The organism is Microbacterium invictum, from assembly GCF_034421375.1.
Taxonomy (GTDB): Bacteria; Actinomycetota; Actinomycetes; order Actinomycetales; family Microbacteriaceae; genus Microbacterium; species Microbacterium invictum_A.
Genome location: NZ_CP139779.1, coordinates 1,290,559 through 1,308,416, shown reverse-complemented (window position 1 = coordinate 1,308,416; position 17,858 = coordinate 1,290,559). Strand labels below are relative to the sequence as shown.

The following is a 17,858-nucleotide window of genomic DNA, read 5'->3' as shown; positions in this document are numbered from 1 at the left end:
ACCGGTAGACTGGAACGCTATGGCTGACGGACCCCTCATCGTGCAGAGCGATCGGACGGTGCTGCTGGAAGTCGCCCATCCCGAGGCGGAATCCGCGCGGCACGAGCTGGCGATCTTCGCCGAGCTCGAGCGTGCGCCCGAGCACATCCACACCTACCGGATCACACGCCTGGGGCTGTGGAACGCCCGGGCCGCCGGGCACGGGGCCGACGACATGCTCGGCACCCTCGACCGCTGGTCGCGATTCCCGGTGCCGCCGTCGGTGTCGCTCGACATCCGCGAGACCGTGGGGCGGTACGGGCGACTGGTCATCGAGCGCGACGACGAGGGCACCCTCGTGCTGCGCTCGAGCGACTCCGCCGTGCTCACCGAGGTGTCGCGGAACAAGCGCATCCAGCCGCTCCTCATCGGCCACCCCGCCCCCGACACGTATGTAGTCGACGCCTGGGCGCGCGGTCAGATCAAGCAGGAGCTGCTGAAGATCGGGTGGCCCGCCGAAGACCACGCCGGCTACACGCCGGGGACGCCCCATCCGATCGATCTGGCCGAGAACGGCTGGCACCTGCGGCCGTACCAACAGCAGGCCGTCGAGACCTTCGCCGACGGCGGCTCGGGGGTCGTCGTGCTCCCCTGCGGGGCCGGGAAGACGCTCGTCGGGGCCGGGGCGATGGCCGAGACCAAGACGACCACCCTCATCCTCGTCACGAACACCGTCAGCGCTCGGCAGTGGCGCGACGAGCTGCTGCGGCGCACGAGCCTCACCCCCGAGGAGATCGGCGAGTACTCGGGCCAGGCGAAAGAGGTCAAGCCCGTCACGATCGCGACGTACCAGATCCTCACCGCGAAGCGGAAGGGCCAGTACGCCCATCTCGCACTGCTGGACGCCCTCGACTGGGGCCTCATCGTCTACGACGAGGTGCACCTGCTCCCGGCGCCCGTCTTCAAGCTCACCGCCGACCTGCAGGCCCGCCGGCGGCTCGGGCTCACCGCCACGCTCGTGCGCGAGGACGGCCGCGAGGGCGACGTGTTCAGCCTCATCGGCCCCAAGCGGTTCGACGCCCCGTGGAAGGAGATCGAGGCGCAGGGCTTCATCTCCCCGGCCGCCTGCTACGAGGTGCGCGTCGACCTCCCCGCCGACGAGCGCCTCGAGTACGCTGCCGCCGCCGACGAGGAGCGCTACCGGCTGGCCGCGACGGCTCCGGCGAAAATCGACGTCGTGCGACAGCTCGTGTCCCGCCATCCCGGCGAGCGCATCCTCGTGATCGGGCAGTACCTCGACCAGATCGACGAGCTGGCCGACGCCCTGGGGGCGCCCAAGATCACCGGTGCCACGCCCGTCGATGAGCGCGAGGAGCTCTACGGCGCCTTCCGTGAGGGCGAGATCTCGCTGCTCGTGGTGTCGAAGGTGGCGAACTTCTCCGTCGACCTGCCCGAGGCATCCGTCGCCATCCAGGTCTCGGGGTCGTTCGGCTCGCGTCAGGAGGAGGCCCAGCGCCTCGGGCGCCTGCTGCGCCCGAAGGAGTCCGGCCGCACCGCGAGCTTCTACACCCTCATCGCCCGCGACACCGTCGACCAGGACTTCGCGCAGAACCGTCAGCGCTTCCTCGCCGAGCAGGGCTACAGCTACACGATCCTCGACGCCGAAGAGGTCGCTGCGGCCTGATCGAGGCGCCCCGGCGGGGCCCGGTGCCCTCATACGCACGTAGTGTCGAGGCATGGGCGACGGGGAGCGGGACTACGACGTCGTCCTGCTGGGCGCCACCGGCTTCGTCGGCCGGCTCACCGCCGCGCACCTCGCCCGGAGCGCCGGTGAGGGCGCGCGGATCGCGCTGGCGGGCCGCTCGGCCGAGCGACTGGCGGCGCTCCGCCGGGATCTGGATGTCGCGTGGGACACGCTCGTCGTCGACGTCGCCGACGCGACGGCTCTGGACCGGCTGGCGGCGTCGACGCGCGTGATCGCCTCGACCGTCGGGCCCTACGCGCGTCACGGACTTCCCCTGGTGCGGGCCTGCGCCCGCGCGGGCACGGCCTACGCCGACCTCACCGGTGAGAGCACCTTCGCCGCGCGCAGCGTGAGAGAGGTGCATGACGCCGCCCGCGACAGCGGCGCCCGGATCGTCCACGCGTGCGGGTTCGACTCGATCCCGTCCGACATCGGCGTCGGTCTCGCTCACGCCGCCTCCGGCGGCGGCCCGCTCGCCGAGGCCGTCGTGCAGGTGCGCGCGATCAAGGGGGGCGTGAGCGGGGGGACGATCGACTCCCTCCGCCAGCAGCTCCTCGACGCTCGGAACGACTCATCGCTTCGCCGCACGGTGGCGAACCCCTACGCCCTCACCCCGGGGCCATCCCGCCGGCTCCCCGCGAGCAGCCGCCCGCGCGGCCTACGTCTCGACGAGACATCCGGGGTCTGGCAGGCCCCGTTCGTGATGGGAGCCTTCAACCAGCAGATCGTGCAGCGGACGAGCTATCTCGGCGGCTGGTCGTACGGCGAGCTGATGCGCTACCGCGAGGTCGTCGACACCACCACCGGCACGACGGGCCGCATCATCGCCGCCGGGGTGTCGGCGGGGACCGCCGCCCTCGTCGGAGGGCTGCTCTTCCCGCCCACCCGAGCGCTCCTCGACCGCGTGCTCCCCGCCCCCGGCGAGGGACCGAGCGAGCAGGCGAGGCAGGCGGGCCGATTCACGGTCGAGTCGGATGTCTATCCCGTCGACGGCGCGCCGATGCGCACGCGGATCTCGGCCCCCTACGACCCGGGCTACGACGGCACCGCCGTGATGCTCGGCGAGTCGGCGCTCTGTCTCGCCTTCGACGACCTGCCGGACGTCGGCGGGGTGCTCACCCCGATGAGCGCAATGGGCGAGGCGCTCGCCGAGCGCCTCCGTCACCACCGCTTCACCGTGGAGACGACGCCGCTCCCCGCCGGGTGAGATCCCGCCCCTCCGCGCGGTATCCAGGCGGCGTATGAGATCGATGGCCATAATGAGGGGATGACTGCACCCCGCATCCTCGTTGTGGACGATGAGCCGAACATCCGTGATCTGCTCATCACGAGCCTCCGTTTCGCCGGCTTCCAGGTCCGGGCCGTCTCCAACGGTGCGCAGACGATCTCGGCCGTGCTCGAGGAGGAACCCGACCTCATCGTGCTGGACGTCATGCTCCCCGACATGAACGGGTTCAGCGTCACCAAGCGCCTCCGCGGCGCCGGGTACACCGCGCCTATCCTCTTCCTCACCGCGAAGGACGAGACCGAAGACAAGATCACCGGCCTGAATGTCGGGGGCGACGACTACGTCACCAAGCCCTTCAGCCTCGACGAGATCGTCGCCCGCATCCAGGCGATCCTCCGCCGAACGATGCAGGCCGACGAGGAGTCGGTCATCCGCGCCGGCGAGCTGACGATGGATCAGGACACCCACGACGTCCGGGTCGGCGACGTCTCTATCGACCTCTCCCCCACCGAGTTCAAGCTGCTGCGCTACCTGATGCTGAACCCCAACCGGGTGCTGTCGAAGGCCCAGATCCTCGACCACGTCTGGGAGTACGACTTCAACGGCGACGCCGGGATCGTCGAGAGCTACATCTCCTACCTCCGCCGGAAGATCGATCCGCACTCCTCCGAGGCGCTCATCCAGACCAAGCGCGGGTTCGGCTACATGCTCAAGGCCGGCAAGACCGTCTGACGCCGGGCACCACGGCGCGAGACTGCGCCGGATACGACGAGGAGCAGACCCTGGGGCAACAGCCGGACGCGATCACGCGATGGTGGCGGGGCACGAGTCTACGGACGAAGGTGACCGGCGTCACGGTCGCCCTGCTCATCGTGGGTCTCTTCGCGGCCGGGGTCGGCACGGCGATCTTTCTGCGCAACAGCCTGATCGGGAGCCTGAACACCCAGGTCGAAGCGCTCGCCAGCGCGAACTCGTCCGCACCGCTCATCGACATCGGAATCGAGGACGGGGTCCTCGTCGCGCGGGCGGTGCCCGGCGCCCCACCGACCGACTACTACGTCGCCGTCTGGGATAAGGACGGTCAGCTTCTCGCCGTTGCCGGCGGGCGCGGCGGCCCGCAGCCCGAGTTCCCCGAGACCTATCCGCTCGCCGACGCGACGATCAGCGAGCTGTCGATCGAGACGCTCCTGTCCCGTGACGGCGCGGTCGAATTCCAGGCCACCACGATTCTCAACGAGTATCCCGGCGCCGCCGGCTTCTACTCGGAGATGGTCGCGCTTCCCGTGTCTCCCGTGAACCGCACGATCGCCAACTACATCGCGATCTACGGCATCCTCGCCGTCATCATCATCGCCGCCGCCGCGGCCCTCACCCGGTTCCTCGTGACGCTGACCTTCCGCAGCCTCGGACAGGTCGAGACGACCGCCGACGCGATCGCCGCGGGCGATTTCAGCCAGCGGATGACCGACATCGAACCGAAGACGACCGAGGTGGGGCGACTGAAGACAGCGATCAACGCGATGCTCTCGCGCGTCGACGCCGCGATCACCCAGCGCGATTCGACCGTGCGCCAGATGCGCCGCTTCATCGGGGATGCGAGCCACGAACTGCGGACGCCCCTCGTGACGGTCCGGGGCTACGCCGAGCTGTACCGCATGGGAGGGATCTCCGGCGACGAGGCCACCGGCCAGGCGATGGAGCGGATCGAGAAGGAGGCCGTCCGCATGGGCCTCCTCGTCGAAGACCTCCTCGCGCTGGCCCGCCTCGACGAACGCCGGGACGTCGCGATCACCCCCGTCGATCTGGTGCCGATCGCGCGAGACGCCGGCCTGGATGCCCGCGCCGCCTCTCCGCAGCGCACCGTGACGGTGCTCGACGCCACCGTCCATCAGCTGCACACAGCTCCGGCGCCCGAGGCCGATGCCGCCGTGACCGACACCGGGCGACGCGGCGGCGCACCCCGCACCGGGGCCGTCCCGCGGCGCAGCGCGTCGCTGTCGCGCCTGCGCCGCCGCCCCCGCACGGCGGCTGAGGCCCCCGAGACGACCGGGGAGCTCACGCCCGCGCCCGCCCCTCAGCCGCCCGCCGTCACCGCCGCGGCGGCCTCCGCGGTCGTCGTCTGGGGAGATGAGAACCGCATCCGCCAGGTCGTGGCGAACCTGCTCGGGAACGCCCGCCGCTTCACCCCGGACGACTCGCCGATCGAACTCCGGGTGGGTCTGGACCGAGACGCGAACCTGGGGTGGATCGAGGTCATCGACCACGGCGAGGGTGTGCCCGACCAGATCAAGGACAAGATCTTCCAGCGATTCTGGCGGGCAGACACCTCCCGCACCCGCGAGACCGGGGGCACCGGGCTCGGACTGTCGATCGTCGCGTCGATCGTCGACGCTCTGCACGGATCGGTCGAAGTCTTCGACACCCCCGGCGGCGGGGCGACATTCCGGGTCGGCTTCCCCCTGGCCGAATCACGGGATGCCACGGACCACCTGCTGCTCGAGACGCAGCCGCTCCCGCGGCCGCCTCGGGACTGACGCGGGGTCGTCCTCTCCTGCACAGGCGGCACGAGCTCGCGGTTCTCCACCGATCCCCCGGTCGCCGGTTCGGCGACCCGGTCGCCTCCCTAACGTGGCGGGTGTCCACCTCGAAAAGGAGTACCCCATGGCCACCTATTCCGTCGACAGCGATTCCCTCCTCGCCGCGACATCCACCATCCGCGGCACCATCGACCGGATCCAGGCCGACACGCAGTCGATGCTGGCCCAGCTGACGCACCTGCAGGGCTCGTGGACCGGCAGCGCCGCCGTCGCCTTCCACTCCGTCGTCGACCAGTGGCGCGCCACCCAGCGTCAGGTCGAAGACAGCCTGAACGGCATCAACACCGCCCTGGCCTCCGCCGGACGGCAGTACGCCGACGCCGAACTGGCCACCGCGAGCCTCTTCCGCTGACCCCCACACGAAGCTGCAGCGGAAGACCGGACGGTCCCTCCCCCGGAGGGACCGTCCACCCGTGCGAGCGTCGGCTAGCGCCGACCGGGCCGCTCGCGATCCGGACGCATCAGCAGATCCCCCAGATTCTGCGCGATCCAGCCGTTCCACATCCCCACATTGCGCCAGGCGTCGCTGACGATGTCGAACACCTCAGGGCCCCACATCCAGTCCGCGAGCGGCTCGGTGCGCCCGACCGCCAGGTGCTTGAGCCGCAGCAGCTCGATCCGGGGGTGATCGATGGAGTACCCCCTCGGTGCGGTGAGCACCGCGTCGTCGCTCATCGGCACGAGGTCGTCCTCGGCGAGCGCCGAGAAAAGGCCCTCCACCTCGGGGCCGCGGCGGTCGTCGTCGACGAGCTCACGGAAGCGCGCGAGCGCGGCCGGCGGAACGTCATAGGAGCCCCCACCGATGAGAAGTCCGGTGGCCGAAAGCTGCAGGTAGTACGCGACCGGCGTGAGCGAGACCATTCCGATGTGCAGCTTGTAGGGGGACTTGTCGGCGCTGAAGCGCACATCGCGGTTCGGTCGGAAGATCTTCAGCTGACCGAACTCCGGCTCGAGCTCGGCGGCGAGCGCCTCGAACGGACCACGCACGACGGCGTCGTAGCGCGCCTTGTTCGCGAGCCACCATTCGCGGGTGTTGTCGGCGGCGAGGTCGTCGTAGAAGCGCGAGGCGGCGGGGTCGAGTCCGTCGAAGGCCATGCGGGAGATGGTAGTTGGCGGGTGGGAGGCGAGGGTGGGATGCTGCGGGATGCGCCGTGATACCAGAAGCGCCCCTCCCGGAGGAGAGGCGCTTCTGTGTGTGCGGGCGGGCTAGGGTCTCGATACGCCGCCGGTGGCGGCTACTCGACCTTGATACGCCCGGGACTCAACGCCGCTGCGCGACATTGAGTCCCGTCGTATCAAAAGTCCATGCCACCCGTCGGGTCGGCGGGCGCCGCGGCAGCCTTCTCGGGCTTGTCGGCGACCACGGCCTCGGTGGTGAGGAACAGGCCGGCGATCGACGCGGCGTTCTGCAGCGCCGAGCGGGTGACCTTCGCGGGGTCGATGATGCCCTGAGCGAAGAGGTCGCCGTACTCACCGGTCGCGGCGTTCAGACCGTGACCGACGGGCAGCTCCGCCACCTTGTTGGCGACGACGCCGGGCTCGAGGCCGGCGTTGAGGGCGATCTGCTTCAGCGGAGCCTCGATGGCGACCTTGACGATGTTCGCGCCGGTAGCCTCGTCACCGACGAGGTCGAGGGTCTCGAAGGCGATCTTGCCGGCCTGGATCAGCGCGACGCCACCACCGGGGACGATGCCCTCTTCGACGGCAGCCTTCGCGTTGCGGACGGCGTCCTCGATGCGGTGCTTGCGCTCCTTCAGCTCGACCTCCGTGGCCGCACCCGCCTTGATGACGGCGACGCCGCCGGCGAGCTTGGCGAGACGCTCCTGGAGCTTCTCGCGGTCGTAGTCGCTGTCGGTGTTGTCGATCTCGCGGCGGATCTGGGTCACGCGACCCTCGATCTGCGCAGCGTCACCGGCACCCTCGACGATGGTCGTCTCGTCCTTGGTGATGATGACCTTGCGCGCACGGCCGAGCAGGTCGAGGGTGGCGTTCTCGAGCTTGAGACCGACCTCCTCGGTGATGACCTGGCCGCCGGTGAGGATCGCGATGTCCTGCAGCTGGGCCTTGCGACGGTCGCCGAAGCCGGGAGCCTTGACGGCAGCCGACTTGAAGATGCCGCGGATCTTGTTCAGCACCAGGGTCGCCAGGGCTTCGCCCTCGACGTCCTCGGCGATGATGACGAGCTCCTTGCCGTCCTGGATCACCTTGTCGACGACGGGCAGAAGGTCCTTGATGTTGGAGATCTTCTGGTTGGCGATCAGGATGTAGGGGTCTTCGAAGACCGCTTCCTGGCGCTCGGGGTCGGTGACGAAGTAGGGGTTGATGAAGCCCTTGTCGAAGCGCATACCCTCGGTGAGCTCGAGCTCGGTGCCGAACGTCTGCGACTCCTCGACGGTGACCACGCCCTCCTTGCCGACCTTGTCGATCGCCTCGGCGATCAGGTCGCCGATGGTGGAGTCTGCGGCCGAGATCGACGCGGTGGCGGCGATCTGCTCCTTCGACTCGACCTCCTTGGCGTCAGCCAGCAGCTGGTCGGTCACAGCCTTGACGGCCTTCTCGATGCCCTTCTTGAGCGAGATGGGGTCGGCACCGGCGGCGACGTTGCGCAGACCCTCGCGAACGAGAGCCTGGGCGAGGACGGTCGCCGTGGTCGTGCCGTCACCGGCGACGTCGTCGGTCTTCTTGGCGACCTCCTTGACCAGCTCGGCGCCGATCTTCTCGTAGGGGTCGTCCAGCTCGATCTCCTTGGCGATCGAGACACCGTCGTTGGTGATCGTGGGGGCGCCCCACTTCTTCTCCAGCACGACGTTGCGACCGCGGGGACCCAGGGTCACCTTGACGGCGTCGGCCAGAATGTTCAGGCCGCGCTCGAGGCCGCGACGGGCCTCCTCATCGAAAGCGATGATCTTTGCCATGTGTGTGTCGTCCCTCCCGGACGTTGGCTTTCGGACTTAGCACTCAACAATCACGAGTGCTAATCCATTCTGGCACTCGCCATGGGTGAGTGCAAGCCACGCGACACACGGCGTGTGGCGGGGTCCGAGTGGGACGCCGCCCTGCGGCATCCGCCTCTCAGACGACGCGGACCGATTCGGCCTGCGGCCCCTTCTGGCCCGAGCCGACGGTGAACTCGACAGTCTGACCCTCCTCGAGCACGCGGAAGCCGCTCATGTCGATGTTCGAGTAGTGGACGAAGACATCCTGACCGTCACCGGCGGTGATGAAACCGTAACCCTTCTCGGCGTTGAACCATTTGACGGTGCCCTGTGTCATTGCGAACTCTCCTGTACTGCGGCGGGACAGGGCCCATGCTAGGGATCGCAGCAGGCTCGGAAAGTGCTCTCACGCAACTGTTGACATGCTCGCTGTCAAACATTTACGCGGGCGAAACACACCGTCGCCCGTCAGGGCGCGGGCGACTCCTCGGCGGGCGCATCGGCGGTGCGGTCGAGGCCGATGACGACCGTGAGCTGCAGCGCCTGACTCTCGTCCTCGGGGGTGTTGGGGTCGTCGGCGAGCTGGTAGACGTCGGTCTGCTCGATGCGCGCGCCGCCGAGCACGAGCTCGGCGAGGCCCGCAGCGGCCGCCTGGTCGCCGGGGAAGGCGTAGTAGACGGTGGTCTCGGCGAAGTCCGTCGTCCCGGCACCGCTGGCCGAGACCGCATCGGCCGACCAACCGGCCGCGACGATCTCGTCCTTCACCTGAGTCGCGAGACCCTGCTCGGGAGTGGCGTTGAGCACCTGCACCGTGTAGGCCGTGTCGATGACGGGCTCCACAGTGGCCTCGGGCGTGGCGCTCGGCTCGGCGTCCGGCGCGAGCTGGATGCGACCCGAGGTCAGCAGCGTGCCGAAGATGCCCACGACGATGAGGACGATGGTGGCGAGGCTCGCCCACAGCAGAACCACCCAGGGGCGCATCCGGGGATTCTCGGCACGGTGTGCTCCGACCCGGCCCTCGTCCGCGGTGAGGTCATCGAAGCGATCCCGCGGAAAGGTCGTTTTCGGCACCACAAGATGCTACCGAAGCGGGCTGGGGCAACCTAAGCGACAGCTGGACGCATGCCCGGATGGCGCAGAGCGGTCCTCAGCGCCCGGTCGCCGCCGTGCGGATGACCCGCGCGCGCACGCGCGCGTCGCGAATGCGCCGCAGACGCTTGACGAGCATGGGGTCGTACTCCTGCGCCTCGGTAGTGTCGATGAGCCGTGTGAGCAGCTGGTAGTAGCGCCCCGGCGACATGCCGAGACGAAGGCGGATGGCCTCTTCCTTCGCGCTGCCGTGCCGGGTCCACAGCGCCTCGAAGTCGAGGATCAGCCGATCTCTCTCGCTCAGGGGTCTGTCGTTCAGGGGCACCCGCTCACGCTAACCCCGCACGTCGGCCCTGCCGGCGCGCCACTCCACGAAACCGCCCAGCGGGTCGACCTCGGCGCACGCGACTCCGTCGACCGCGAGCACGAACCCCGTCCATCGCCGCGGATCCAGGGGCGGATGCCACTGATCGGCCAATCCCGCGGGGGTGAGGGTGACCCACCGCGCCCCGACCCTGGCGCGGAGGGCATCGATCTCGGCCCGGAGGCGCCGCCGCCCGTCGCGCGGGATGTGCGGGAGGACCCCGGGGGTCGTGATCACGAGGGTCGCCCCCGCCGGAGCCTCGGCGGCGACGGCCGCCACGACACCCGGTTGGGCGGCGTCGCCCCGCCACGACCGCGGCGGATCCGCCGCCGCGATGTCGAGGGCCGCCGCGATCCGTTCGCGGCGCCCCGTCTCGCCCGGCCACACGAGAGCGGTCAAGAAGTCGCGATCGGCCGCGTCGGCGGCATCCAGGGGGGCGAGGTCAAGACCCGCCCGCCAGACGACCCGGGGCATTGTCAGGGTCTCGGCGACCTGGGCTGCGGCCGGGCCGCGTAGCGCGCTGCCCAGGACGACCGTCGACGGGCCGTCGACGGGGTCGAGCGCCGGTCCGGCCGCATAGCGGTAGGAGTACCGATCGGGGTAGAGGCACAGGCCCGCGCTCGCGCCGACCTCGAGCAGCGCCAGGGGTCCCGTGATCATGGCGAGCGCGGGGAGGAGGGCCGCGCAGCGGAGAGGCTCGTTCGTCTGCAGCGACCGGGCCTCGCACAGGTCGACCACGGCGTCGGCGTGCGCGTGCGTCCACGCGGCCCACGCCGGGTAGCCCTCCTCAGGAGCGCCGAGGAGGCGGGTGACGGCGAACACCAGCGGCGGCTGCCGGTGCGCGGCGGGGATCCGTGCCAGCACCCGCTGCATGGCGGGGTCGCCGGCGACGCCCGCCGACCACTCCTCGTAAAGCGCCGAGCGCCCGGGCGCCTCGCTGTCCGCGAACCTGCGGTACCGCGCGGCGACGTCGGCGGCGGCGTCGACTACGGCGGCGTCGGCGTCAGCGGCGGAGTCGGGCACTCCCCCATCGTGCCGCGATCGAGCCTCCCCGGCATCCCGAATGTGTCGCCGCGCGTACCCGGCGACACCCCTCGCGCGTCCCGGGGTCGCGGGTCTGCGGTTGAATGGACGAAGGAGGTTCCATGTCTTACACGGTGGACAAGTCCGACGAGCAGTGGCGGGCCGAGCTCAGCCCCGAGCAGTACGCGGTGCTGCGCGAGGCGGCGACCGAGCGCCCCTGGACCGGAGAGCTGCTCGACGAGGAACGCGCGGGTCTCTACACCTGCGCCGCCTGCGGCGCGGAGCTGTTCAAGAGCGGCACGAAGTTCGACTCGCACTGCGGGTGGCCGAGCTTCTACGAGTCGATCCGGCCCGAGGCGGTCGAGCTCATCGAGGACAACAGCCACGGGATGGTGCGTACCGAGGTGCGCTGCGCGGCGTGCGGCTCGCACCTCGGGCACGTCTTCCCCGACGGCTTCGGCACCCCGACGGGCGACCGCTACTGCATGAACTCGCTCGCCCTGGATTTCACACCCGAATCGTGAGCATCACCGTCACGAATACGGCTGTGTACGACGCCGTCGCCGGTCGGCGATCGTGGTCGCGGGTGACGACCGACGCGCCGACCCACGACGAGTTGGCGCGGCTCGTGGCCGCCGCCGGCCGCGTCGCCGACCATTCGTCGCTGCGGCCCTGGCGCCTCATCGAGCTCCGCGGCGACGATCGCGAGCGACTGGGCCGGGCGATCAACAAGGCCGAGGGCCACAAGGGCGCCTCGACGAAGCCCCAGCGAGCCCCGCTCCTCGTCGCCGTCGTCGCCAGCTACCGCAAGAGCGGCAAGGTGCCGCGATGGGAGCAGGAGGCCGTCGCCTCGGGCGTCGCGCACATGCTGAGCCTGCTGCTCGACGACGCGGGCTACGGCGTCATCTGGCGCACCGGGCACTACACCCGCAGCAAGGCCGTCGCGAGGGCCCACGGCCTGAAGAAGAACGAAGAGCTCCTCGGCTGGCTCTACGTCGGCGGCAAGCCGGCCGACGCGCGCCCGGGTCGACGCACTCCGATCGAGCCCGATCGCTTCCTCTCGCGGATGCCGGTGGGGAAGGCCGACCGAGGCTGAGGCGGTGGCGTCCGCGCCGGGGTGGAACGTTCACCCGCGGAGCATCCGGCGCCACGGCAGGCTCGCGACGATCACCGACGACAGCGCCAGCGTCACCATCGCGATGGCTTGGAGGGTGTCGGGAGTGCCGACGGCCGGCCAGAGGGCGTCGACGAGGACGGATGTCGCGAGCTGACCGACCACGGCGCCCAGGCCGAGCAGCAGCACGCCGGTGTATCCGACGATCGCCGCGGACAAAACGATGTAGACGACTCCGGCCGCACCTCCCAGATAGAGCAGCGGGTCAGACGGCAGGCGCGTCGGGAGTCCGGAGATCGCGACACTGACCCCGGACGCCACGGCCAGGATCGCCGTTCCGCCGATGAAGTTGACCAGCGTCGCCGTCAGGGGCGAACCGACCCGTACCCGCAGCCGGCCGTTGGTCGCCTGCTGCCAGGCGATGCCGGCCCCCGCGAGGAGCGGGAGGACGAGCATCCACAGCGGGACCGTGGCGAGCGTGTCACCGCCGAGCGCGAACGCGACGGCGCAGATCGCCAGCAGCGCCCCGACCAGCCGCGGCACGGTGACGGCGACCACCCCGGCCGGGCCGTACCCGGCACGGTCGAGGACGAGCCCCGACACGGTCTGTCCCGCCACCACACCCACCGTGAAGAGCGAGACGCCGATGATGCCGACGGCGAGCCCCTGGGTCGCGGTGGTGAGGGCGCCGGCGGCGCCGCCGAGGAGCATCCATCCCGGGATGGCGCGCTCACGCAGGCCCTCGACGAGGCGCCGGTACCCGCGGCGACCCTCGGGGAGGAGAAGACTGAGGACGATGAGGAGGACGAGCCCCGACGCGAAGGAGATGAAGGCGGCGACCATCCCGTCGCCGATGCTCGCGCCGAGCTGACCGTTGGCCCGCGCCTGGAGCGCCGTCAGCACTCCCACGAGGACGGCGCCGCCCACGGCGAGGACCAGCGGAAGGCGCGGCGGCGGCATCCCTCCATCATGCAGTCACCGGCATGGCCGCTCGGGCGCAGGACAGGAGGGATGCGCCGACGTACGCTGGAGTGTGCCCCTCACCCGTCGAACCCGGACGCTCCTCAGCTGGCTGCCCGCGGCGCTGCTGGTCGTCATCATCGGAGCGATCGTCGTCGGGACCTTCACGTTGCAGGCGTCGTGGTGGGCGGAGGACGACCCCGAGGCCTCGGCGGATCAGAAGGCCTCCGACGGCGGCAGCATGCTGACCGACGCAGGGTTCGACTACGTCAACGTCGAGGGCGTCCTGCGGGTGCGGGTGGGCGAGGGCGCTCTTCCGGCGTCCGATCTCGGGCTGCGGGCGAACGAGACGAAGGACGCGGAGTTCCGCCGGCCGGTGCAGGCGCTCATCGCCGCCGGCGACGACGTGCACGTCATCGACAACGTCATCACCGCCACCGCTGTGGCCTCGTCAGACCGCCTCGCGGAGGTGACGGTCGGGATCGACGGCGCGGGGTCGTGGCGTGGCGCGATCGAGGGACTGCGCGCGCGGGCGGCGGAGTTCGGCTGGGACGCCGCGCAGTTCGAGGGGCTGGACGAGCGCCTGCTGGAGTTCAACTCGACCGGGTCGGGCGAGGTCTTCGAGGTGCAGATCGGTCCGGGGCAGGATGCGGACACCACGGTCACAGCGACCGTGACCTTCTCGCGCGAGGGCGGCGCCACCACGGTGGCGCTGAGTTTCGCGCCGCCGGCGTAGCATCCGCCCGTCCTCTCGGCCGCGACCCGTCACAAATTGCGGCCCGGAAGGGCTCGAGGCCGCGTCCATCGACGGATCGCGCATGGTCGGACGCGGGCCGCCGGAGGAGCGCGGCGCGGGCGCCGCGAAGGGAGCGCGCGCGGCGGGGGCGCCGCGGAGGGAGCGCCCGCGGCGGGGGCGCGACCCGTCACAAAACGCTGTCCGGATCAGCTCGAGGCCGCATCGATTGACGGATCGCGGCGCGGAGCGGGTGGTGCCGGCTACAGGACTTGAACCTGCAACCCCCTAATTACAAGTTAGGTGCGCTACCAATTGCGCCAAGCCGGCAGGGATCCCATCCTACCGACCGGCGCACGGGTCACGGAGTCGCGGCGGGCGACGGCGTCTCGGTCGACGCGGGCGTCTCGGTCGGACTCGGCGACGCTTCCTGGTAGTACGCGTCGCTGCCGATCGTCAGCACGAACTGCGAGAACTCCTGCGGGTCGTCGAGCGCACCGACGTACGGCACACCGTTCACGAGCACCATCGGGGTGCCGGTCAGGGTCACGCCGTCGGTCTCGGGAATGCCGTTGAGGGCGCGCTCGGTCGCATCCCGCGCCCACGAGAGGAAGGACTCCTCCTCGATGCACGAGCGCACCAGCTTGGGCGACTCGGCACCGGCGGCCTGCGCCAGATCGGCGAGCTCGCTGTCGGTGAAGCCGTCGGTGTCCACCTCGGGCTGCTCGCGCAGCAGGGCGTCGTTGAAGGCGAAGAACTCCTCGGGCGAATGCGTCGCGACGCACGCGGCCGCCGCGGCCGCGCGCAGCGAGTACTTCGTGCCGTTCGATTTGGCCGTGAGCATCGCCACGGGGTGGTAGGTCAATTCCACGGCGGCCTGCGACACCCAGGTCTTCAGCTGCTGCACGTTGGCGAGCTGGAACTCCCGCGAGCCCGTCGACAGGTAGTCCACATAGACGCGGATGTCGACGACCGGCGCCTCGGTGGGCGTGGGCGTCGGCGAGGGAGTGGCCTCGGGCGTCGCCCCCAGGGTGGCGCTCGCGGCCGCGTCATCCGCTGCCGAGGCCACGTCGGCGGCGGCCACGCCGGTGACCGAGGTCACGGCGAAGCCGTCATCGGTGACGTTCTGCGGACGCAGCTCCGGACGCGACATCGCCGACCCGACCGCCCACGTCACCATGACCGCCGCGACCGTCACGACGCCCACGGCCAGCAGCGTGAGGCTGCCGCGACGCAGCCAGCGCAGCCGCGACTGGCGGGCCTGCACCTGCTGGGCCTTCTCGCGGACCGCGTTCCGGCGTTCACGAGGGGCCGGAACGTTCGGTGACTGGTCGTGGGACATGAAACCTCTCGGACGATGGGGGCTGCCGATGGGCAACGAAGCGGGGCGCGGGCGAGGCGGGCCGGGTTCGATGCTAATCAGGCAGGCTGGGAAAAGCCCAGACGATGCCGGCCCTTCGCGCTCTCCCGCGCCCCCGGGCGTAGGCGCTCGCGCCCACGCGTGACATACTGTGGGCAGGCGCCCGATGGTGGGCGTCTGCGGTCATACCGCTCCATTCACAACGGATCGTCCGGCACGTACCTGCCGGTGAAGGAGAAGAACACATGGCGTCCGTCACTTTCGACAACGCAACCCGTCTGTACCCGGGCGGCACTCGCCCGGCCGTCGACAAGCTCAACCTCGAGGTGGGCGACGGCGAATTCCTGGTCCTCGTCGGACCCTCCGGCTGTGGCAAGTCCACGTCGCTGCGCATGCTCGCGGGCCTGGAAGAGGTCAACTCCGGCCGCATCCTCATCGGCGACCGCGACGTCACCGATGTCCCGCCGAAGGACCGCGACATCGCGATGGTCTTCCAGAACTACGCGCTGTACCCGCACATGACCGTCGCCGAGAACATGGGCTTCGCGCTGAAGATCGCGGGCGTCGGCAAGGAAGAGCGCGCGCAGCGCGTGCTCGAGGCCGCGAAGCTGCTCGACCTCGAGCAGTACCTCACCCGCAAGCCGAAGGCCCTCTCGGGTGGTCAGCGTCAGCGCGTCGCCATGGGCCGCGCCATCGTCCGCCAGCCCCAGGTGTTCCTCATGGACGAGCCGCTGTCGAACCTCGACGCGAAGCTGCGCGTGCAGACCCGCACGCAGATCGCGTCGCTGCAGCGTCGCCTGGGTGTCACCACCGTCTACGTCACCCACGACCAGACCGAGGCCCTCACCATGGGCGACCGCATCGCGGTGCTCAAGGACGGCCTCCTCCAGCAGGTCGGCACCCCGCGCGACCTGTACGAGCGCCCGAACAACGTCTTCGTGGCCGGCTTCATCGGCTCGCCCGCGATGAACCTGTTCCCGTCCTCCCTCGCCGAGGGTGGCGTGCACTTCGGTTCGGAGATCGTGCCGCTCGACCGCGACACCGTCGGCCGCGCCCACGGCTCTGAGGTCACCGTCGGGGTCCGCCCCGAGGACATCGTGGTCGGACCCGCCGACGGCAAGGGCCTGTCGGTCACCGTCGACCTGGTCGAAGAGCTCGGCGCGGACGGCTACCTGTACGGCCACACCGACATCAACGGCAAGCGCACCGACATCGTCGCGCGCGTCGACGGCCGCCGCCACCCGATGGCCGGCGACACGGTCACCCTCGCCGCGACCGCGGGCCACGTGCACGCGTTCGACATGGAGACCGGCGAGCGCCTGAACGACGCCCCGGTGGTCTCGAACTCCTGACACACCTCGACGCGGCGCGGGCGGGTTCTCTGAGCCCCCCGCGCCGCGTCATGTCCCCGGAGGAAAGATGGTCGATTCCCTGAGCATCACCGCCAGCGCGGTGGATCCGGGGCTGCTGACACTTCCGTGGTCGACGCCGCTGGCGGACTGGCCGTCGAACCACATCGTCTTCCTGCCCAAGGGCATCTCACGGCACCTGGTGCGATTCGCCACCCTCTCGGGCCGGGTGGTCGCGATCAAAGAGACCACCGAAGAGATGGCGCGCCGCGAGTACGACATGCTCGGCAATCTGCAGCGGCTCGACGCCCCGTGCGTCGAGCGCGTCGCGGTGATCGCCGGGAGGACGGATGCCGCGGGCGAGCCGCTCCCCGCGGCCCTGGTCACCTCGCATCTGCGCTTCTCGCTCCCCTACCGCGCCCTGTTCACCCAGGTGCTGCGGCCCGACACCGCCACCCGGCTGGTCGACGCCCTCGCGCTCCTTCTCGTGCGGCTGCACAACGTCGGCTTCTTCTGGGGCGACGTGTCTCTCTCGAACACCCTCTTCCGCCGCGACGCCGGCGCCTTCGCCGCCTACCTCGTCGACGCCGAGACCGGAGAACTGCACGAGAGCGGTCTGACAGCGGGGCAGCGTGCGCACGACCTCGACGTCGCGCGGACGAACATCGCCGGCGAGATCATGGATCTCGAAGCGGGCGGCCGGCTCGAGGGCGGTGTGGACGCCATCGCGATCGCCGACGGCATCATGGAGTCGTATCACTCGCTGTGGGGCGCCCTGACCGACACCGAGACGTTCCGCTCTGACGAGATCTGGCACATCACCGAGCGGGTGCACCGGCTCAACGACCTCGGCTTCGACATCGGCGAGATGTCGATCGACACCACGCGCGACGGCACCCGCGTCTCGATCCAGCCGAAGGTCGTCGACGCGGGCCACCACCAGCGCCGACTTCTGCGCCTCACGGGGCTCGACGTCGAGGAGAATCAGGCGCGCCGACTCCTCAACGACCTCGACGAGTACCGCGCCCGCGTCTCGCGGCTCGGATCCGACGAGGAGATGGTCGCCCACGAATGGCTGACGCGGGTGTTCGAACCGGTGGTCAAGGCCGTTCCGTTCGAGTACCGGGCCAAGCTCGAACCCGCCGAGGTCTTCCACCAGGTGCTGGAGCACCGGTGGTACATGTCGCAGGAGCGGGGCCGTTCGGTACCGCTCGCCGAAGTCCTCACGAGTTACATCGACGACGTCCTCCAGCACCGGCGCGACGAGGCGACCGTGATGGGACCCCCCACCGAGACGACGGGTATCCCCGTGATCACCGGCGAGCTCGCCCTGTCTGGCGGCGAGGAGGACGAGGTCGACTGGCGAGACCTCGTGTGAGATC

18 protein-coding genes and 1 tRNA gene are annotated in these 17,858 nt (G+C 70.3%); 10 read left to right on the top strand and 9 right to left on the bottom strand.

Features of this window, described 5'->3' with window-relative positions:
• Positions 1-19 precede the first annotated feature (19 nt).
• The 5 genes from T9R20_RS06310 (at position 20) to T9R20_RS06290 (ending at position 5,900) form a co-directional block, all read left to right on the top strand.
• Positions 20-1,663: a DNA repair helicase XPB gene (locus T9R20_RS06310; protein ID WP_322411678.1), complete on the top strand. Its 1,644-nt coding sequence runs from the start codon at positions 20-22 to the stop codon at positions 1,661-1,663.
• A gap of 52 nt (positions 1,664-1,715) precedes the next feature.
• Positions 1,716-2,930 carry a saccharopine dehydrogenase family protein gene (locus T9R20_RS06305; RefSeq protein WP_322411677.1) on the top strand — a complete coding sequence of 405 codons (1,215 nt, stop codon included), beginning with the start codon at positions 1,716-1,718 and terminating at the stop codon, positions 2,928-2,930.
• A 60-nt stretch (positions 2,931-2,990) separates the two neighbouring features.
• On the top strand, positions 2,991-3,683 hold the full coding sequence (locus tag T9R20_RS06300) for a response regulator transcription factor (RefSeq protein WP_124293769.1): 693 nt from the start codon (positions 2,991-2,993) through the stop codon (positions 3,681-3,683).
• Between the two features lie 110 nt (positions 3,684-3,793).
• A complete protein-coding gene (locus T9R20_RS06295; protein ID WP_322411676.1) occupies positions 3,794-5,485 on the top strand; it encodes a HAMP domain-containing sensor histidine kinase in 1,692 nt (563 codons plus the stop codon).
• 127 nt (positions 5,486-5,612) lie between these two features.
• Entirely contained in the window at positions 5,613-5,900 is a 288-nt protein-coding gene (locus T9R20_RS06290) for a WXG100 family type VII secretion target (protein WP_179560583.1), read from the top strand.
• Positions 5,901-5,974: 74 nt separating this feature from the next.
• Here the strand turns inward: T9R20_RS06290 and T9R20_RS06285 are convergent, their stop codons facing one another.
• From T9R20_RS06285 to T9R20_RS06260, 6 genes are all read right to left on the bottom strand, one after another.
• Entirely contained in the window at positions 5,975-6,643 is a 669-nt protein-coding gene (locus T9R20_RS06285; RefSeq protein ID WP_322411675.1) for a DUF2461 domain-containing protein, read from the bottom strand.
• A gap of 200 nt (positions 6,644-6,843) precedes the next feature.
• Complete coding sequence (gene groL / locus T9R20_RS06280; RefSeq protein ID WP_322411674.1) at positions 6,844-8,463, bottom strand: chaperonin GroEL; 1,620 nt, start codon at positions 8,461-8,463, stop codon at positions 6,844-6,846.
• Positions 8,464-8,620: 157 nt separating this feature from the next.
• A complete protein-coding gene (locus T9R20_RS06275) occupies positions 8,621-8,821 on the bottom strand; it encodes a cold-shock protein (protein ID WP_248241759.1) in 201 nt (66 codons plus the stop codon).
• A gap of 131 nt (positions 8,822-8,952) precedes the next feature.
• The gene (locus tag T9R20_RS06270) at positions 8,953-9,555 is read right to left on the bottom strand and encodes a LytR C-terminal domain-containing protein (RefSeq protein ID WP_322411673.1); all 603 of its coding nucleotides are present in this window, start codon (positions 9,553-9,555) and stop codon (positions 8,953-8,955) included.
• Positions 9,556-9,631: 76 nt separating this feature from the next.
• The gene (locus tag T9R20_RS06265; protein ID WP_322411672.1) at positions 9,632-9,898 is read right to left on the bottom strand and encodes a DUF3263 domain-containing protein; all 267 of its coding nucleotides are present in this window, start codon (positions 9,896-9,898) and stop codon (positions 9,632-9,634) included.
• Between the two features lie 9 nt (positions 9,899-9,907).
• The gene (locus tag T9R20_RS06260; protein WP_322411671.1) at positions 9,908-10,960 is read right to left on the bottom strand and encodes a DUF2332 family protein; all 1,053 of its coding nucleotides are present in this window, start codon (positions 10,958-10,960) and stop codon (positions 9,908-9,910) included.
• 122 nt (positions 10,961-11,082) lie between these two features.
• Between T9R20_RS06260 and msrB the strand changes: the two genes are divergently transcribed.
• A complete protein-coding gene (msrB, locus tag T9R20_RS06255) occupies positions 11,083-11,484 on the top strand; it encodes a peptide-methionine (R)-S-oxide reductase MsrB (protein WP_322411670.1) in 402 nt (133 codons plus the stop codon).
• The gene (locus tag T9R20_RS06250) at positions 11,481-12,056 is read left to right on the top strand and encodes a nitroreductase family protein (RefSeq protein WP_322411669.1); all 576 of its coding nucleotides are present in this window, start codon (positions 11,481-11,483) and stop codon (positions 12,054-12,056) included. Before msrB ends, T9R20_RS06250 begins: the two co-directional genes overlap by 4 nt.
• 30 nt (positions 12,057-12,086) lie before the next feature.
• Here T9R20_RS06250 and T9R20_RS06245 read toward each other — a convergent pair whose 3' ends face one another.
• On the bottom strand, positions 12,087-13,034 hold the full coding sequence (locus T9R20_RS06245; RefSeq protein ID WP_322411668.1) for a DMT family transporter: 948 nt from the start codon (positions 13,032-13,034) through the stop codon (positions 12,087-12,089).
• A gap of 73 nt (positions 13,035-13,107) precedes the next feature.
• On the opposite strand from T9R20_RS06245, the gene T9R20_RS06240 reads away from it, so the two are divergent.
• A complete protein-coding gene (locus T9R20_RS06240; RefSeq protein ID WP_322411667.1) occupies positions 13,108-13,770 on the top strand; it encodes a hypothetical protein in 663 nt (220 codons plus the stop codon).
• Positions 13,771-14,021: 251 nt separating this feature from the next.
• On the opposite strand, the gene T9R20_RS06235 is transcribed toward T9R20_RS06240, so the two are convergent.
• A tRNA-Thr gene (locus T9R20_RS06235) sits at positions 14,022-14,097 on the bottom strand.
• Positions 14,098-14,128: 31 nt separating this feature from the next.
• A complete protein-coding gene (locus tag T9R20_RS06230; RefSeq protein WP_322411666.1) occupies positions 14,129-15,109 on the bottom strand; it encodes a DsbA family protein in 981 nt (326 codons plus the stop codon).
• 263 nt (positions 15,110-15,372) lie between these two features.
• Between T9R20_RS06230 and T9R20_RS06225 the strand changes: the two genes are divergently transcribed.
• Together T9R20_RS06225 and T9R20_RS06220 are read left to right on the top strand one after the other, a co-directional pair.
• On the top strand, positions 15,373-16,479 hold the full coding sequence (locus T9R20_RS06225) for a sn-glycerol-3-phosphate ABC transporter ATP-binding protein UgpC (RefSeq protein ID WP_322411665.1): 1,107 nt from the start codon (positions 15,373-15,375) through the stop codon (positions 16,477-16,479).
• A gap of 67 nt (positions 16,480-16,546) precedes the next feature.
• Positions 16,547-17,854 carry a DUF4032 domain-containing protein gene (locus tag T9R20_RS06220; RefSeq protein ID WP_322411664.1) on the top strand — a complete coding sequence of 436 codons (1,308 nt, stop codon included), beginning with the start codon at positions 16,547-16,549 and terminating at the stop codon, positions 17,852-17,854.
• Positions 17,855-17,858: the final 4 nt, after the last annotated feature.

What these genes read in the sequence shown, in the direction of transcription:
- T9R20_RS06310 (WP_322411678.1), top strand. Translation starts at nt 20, where the DNA reads ATGGCTGACGGACCCCTCATCGTGCAGAGCGATCGGACGGTGCTGCTG.
- T9R20_RS06305 (WP_322411677.1), top strand. Translation starts at nt 1,716, where the DNA reads ATGGGCGACGGGGAGCGGGACTACGACGTCGTCCTGCTGGGCGCCACC.
- T9R20_RS06300 (WP_124293769.1), top strand. Translation starts at nt 2,991, where the DNA reads ATGACTGCACCCCGCATCCTCGTTGTGGACGATGAGCCGAACATCCGT.
- T9R20_RS06290 (WP_179560583.1), top strand. Translation starts at nt 5,613, where the DNA reads ATGGCCACCTATTCCGTCGACAGCGATTCCCTCCTCGCCGCGACATCC.
- T9R20_RS06285 (WP_322411675.1), bottom strand. Translation starts at nt 6,643, where the DNA reads ATGGCCTTCGACGGACTCGACCCCGCCGCCTCGCGCTTCTACGACGAC.
- groL (WP_322411674.1), bottom strand. Translation starts at nt 8,463, where the DNA reads ATGGCAAAGATCATCGCTTTCGATGAGGAGGCCCGTCGCGGCCTCGAG.
- T9R20_RS06275 (WP_248241759.1), bottom strand. Translation starts at nt 8,821, where the DNA reads ATGACACAGGGCACCGTCAAATGGTTCAACGCCGAGAAGGGTTACGGT.
- msrB (WP_322411670.1), top strand. Translation starts at nt 11,083, where the DNA reads ATGTCTTACACGGTGGACAAGTCCGACGAGCAGTGGCGGGCCGAGCTC.
- T9R20_RS06245 (WP_322411668.1), bottom strand. Translation starts at nt 13,034, where the DNA reads ATGCCGCCGCCGCGCCTTCCGCTGGTCCTCGCCGTGGGCGGCGCCGTC.
- T9R20_RS06230 (WP_322411666.1), bottom strand. Translation starts at nt 15,109, where the DNA reads ATGTCCCACGACCAGTCACCGAACGTTCCGGCCCCTCGTGAACGCCGG.
- T9R20_RS06225 (WP_322411665.1), top strand. Translation starts at nt 15,373, where the DNA reads ATGGCGTCCGTCACTTTCGACAACGCAACCCGTCTGTACCCGGGCGGC.
- T9R20_RS06220 (WP_322411664.1), top strand. Translation starts at nt 16,547, where the DNA reads ATGGTCGATTCCCTGAGCATCACCGCCAGCGCGGTGGATCCGGGGCTG.